General features: G+C 55.6%; 5 protein-coding genes. All 5 read left to right on the forward strand.

Going from position 1 to position 2,612, the window contains the following annotated elements; translation table 11 throughout:
- On the forward strand, window positions 1-201 hold a 201-nt coding region (locus tag ACI48D_RS25940), incomplete at its 5' end, for a hypothetical protein (protein WP_435574124.1).
- Between the two features lie 104 nt (window positions 202-305).
- Window positions 306-488 (forward strand): hypothetical protein, encoded by a 183-nt coding sequence (locus ACI48D_RS25945; RefSeq protein WP_435574125.1) that lies wholly within the window; start codon window positions 306-308, stop codon window positions 486-488.
- A complete protein-coding gene (locus ACI48D_RS25950) occupies window positions 485-703 on the forward strand; it encodes a TonB-dependent receptor plug domain-containing protein (RefSeq protein WP_435574126.1) in 219 nt (72 codons plus the stop codon). Before ACI48D_RS25945 ends, ACI48D_RS25950 begins: the two co-directional genes overlap by 4 nt.
- A 61-nt stretch (window positions 704-764) precedes the next feature.
- Window positions 765-1,436 carry a hypothetical protein gene (locus tag ACI48D_RS25955; protein ID WP_435574127.1) on the forward strand — a complete coding sequence of 224 codons (672 nt, stop codon included), beginning with the start codon at window positions 765-767 and terminating at the stop codon, window positions 1,434-1,436.
- Window positions 1,349-2,326, forward strand: coding sequence for a TonB-dependent receptor domain-containing protein (locus ACI48D_RS25960; RefSeq protein WP_435574128.1), 978 nt, complete (start codon window positions 1,349-1,351; stop codon window positions 2,324-2,326). The genes ACI48D_RS25955 and ACI48D_RS25960 overlap by 88 nt, the downstream gene beginning before the upstream one ends.
- The last annotated feature ends 286 nt before the right edge of the window (window positions 2,327-2,612 follow it).

The following is a 2,612-nucleotide window of genomic DNA, read 5'->3' on the forward strand; positions in this document are numbered from 1 at the left end:
CTTTGCGCCGATGATAGTGCTGCAACCAGTGTGAAAGTAGGTTATCGTCAGGCTAATTATTCAGCAGAGCCCGCCCAGTTAAGTCTGGGCGGGCTTTTTGCTTTTGGGCGGCCGGAAAGGTCGCCTTCCACTCATCCTGCATTTGCTTCTTACATGCCTACCGAAACGTTGTTGAGCGCATACATAACGATTTTTTTATGAAGCATGATTTACAGTAAATACATAATAGACCTGCAACAGAGCAAGAGGTTACACTGTCCGCAGGACACGCATTCAGCCAGGAGCAGGCGGTTTAACCTGTCGAAGTGACCGGCTCGGCGATTAAACGTATCGCAGCCGAGGGAGCGTTGCCGATTCAGATCCTGAGCCAGGAAACGATCGCAAAAACCGGCGCGACCAACGTCGCCGAGCTGATCCAGGTACTGTCCGCCACGCAGGGTTTCACGATTTCCGCGATTTCAGCAGGCACCGATTCCGGCGGCGCGTGACCGCCTCGATTCACAATAGCGGCGAAAGCTATACCCTGGTTCTGCTGAACGGCCGCCGCCTGGCCCCACAGGGTTCGGGCAGCACGGTCAATCTGCAGGCGATTCCGATGAGTGCAATCGAGCGCGTCGAAGTCCTGAACGACGGCGCCTCCGCACTGTACGGATCGGATGCTATCGCCGGCGTGGTCAACTTCATCCTCAAGCGCAATCAGTAAGGCGGCATATCGAGGCTAATTACAATACGCCGACCGAAAGCCGCTCCGGCGACTCGAGTATGTGAGCGCCAGCTACGGTTTCGGCAACCTTGAAACCAAGGGATTCAACGTCCTTGCCGCTTACCGCCATGACCAGCAAAGCCAGATCAAGTCGACCGAACGCGAATTCGCAAAGACGTCCTATATTCCCTTCGACTTCTGCGGCAACCACTATATCTACGACCGCACCAGTACCGCGACCATCCCGGCAAACGTTACCGCAACCTTCAACAACATTCCATCAGTCGGGTTTTCGCCGTACCTGAAAAAGAATGGTAGCTGCCTGCAGATGAACTACGTCAGCCTGAACAATACGGCAACGACTCAGAACTGCGCCTTCGATTTCGTCCAGACCGTCGAAGTGGTCGCGGAAAACAAGCGCGACAGCCTGTTTCTGAAGGCCGCCTTGAACGTCAGCGACAAGCTGCAGCTGTTCGCCGATTTCGCGTTCTCGCGCTTCGACATCACCGCGCGCATCGCGCCGAGTACTGCACCGTTCACCATCGCGGCCAATTCGGCCATGTCCAGCCAATATGTCGCGCCTTATCTGACCGCGCAGCAGCTGGCCAACGTCAAGTCGGTGTCGGGTAAATGCGGGACCTACGATTGGGTGAAACCTCGAAGCAGTTCAGCGTCGGTATTCGCCTGGAGCCGTCGCCATCGCTGTCGATGGGCCTGGACTTGTGGGACGTGACCATCCGCAACGCTGTTTCCGGTATTTCACAACGGCACGCCTTCGGCGATCCGGTCAAATTCCGCGATCTCTTCACCACCTATACCGAGCCCTCGACCGGCAACACCTACTGGGCTTTCAAGTCGCTGTCGGTGAATATCGGCCGCCAGCATAATCGCGGCATCGACTGGGACGCCATGTCGCGCTACAAGTTCGACTGGGCTACGTTCACCGCCACCGTCAACGGCACCCATATGCTCAGGTCGGACTACAGGCTGCCGGGCACGGATAACCAGCGGACCAACAGCATGGATTTCTTCGATGTAAACAATTCCGTCACCTTCCGGAACCTGGCACGCCTCAGCGGCACGCTCGACACCGGCAAGCTGTCGAACACCCTCATGCTGAATTACCGGAACGGCTATACCGATGCGTCGGTGAGGGTGCGCAATACTCCGACCAATGTGAATGAGACGATCCGCCTCGACGTGCCGTCGTATATCACCCTGGATTGGCAAGGTCGCTACCGCGTCAATAAGGCCATCACCCTGCGTCTGGGTGTAAAACCTGCTGGACAAGCAGTCGCCGCTGCCGCTGCGTGCATCGGCGGGCCACCAGGTCGGCTACGACCCGCGCTATGCGGATCCGCCGGGCCGCCAGCTCTATGTCGCGGGCAATTACAAGTTCCAAACTGGAAACAGCCGTGCCGTTGGACAGAAGTTTGGCGGCGCGACCGATTTGTTGTCGTTTTATTCCCTCATTCATTGGCGCCCTCTTGGGATGTAGTCGCTCGACGGCGGCGATCCTTTTTGCAAGGTAGGATGCGATCGAGCGTGTCGAGAGACATGTTGTGTTCTCGTCGCAGTTTCGCGCAGAAAGGACTTGTGCGTTCGCACCATGGTTTGCTATAGTTCGCCTCCTGCTTCTGCAGCACGAGAAAAGCTGAACGAAATCAAGTAGTTGAGCTAGGTGTTTTGATAACACCGCTGGTGCTGAAGAAAAACGAGGGGTTGACGAGTTAAGCGAAACACGGCATAATCTCACTTCTCTGCTGCTGACGAACAAAACGATTCGCAAGTGCAGCAAGGCAGTACCGAATAAGTTCTTTAACAATCAACAGTCGATAAGTGTGGGCGTTTGATGAAGTGCCAGTATCGCTTCGGTGATACTGAATGCTTAAATTATCAAATGTTCACA

The sequence above is a fragment of the Massilia sp. LXY-6 genome, assembly GCF_051233485.1.
In the GTDB taxonomy this organism is placed as follows: Bacteria; Pseudomonadota; Gammaproteobacteria; order Burkholderiales; family Burkholderiaceae_D; genus Telluria.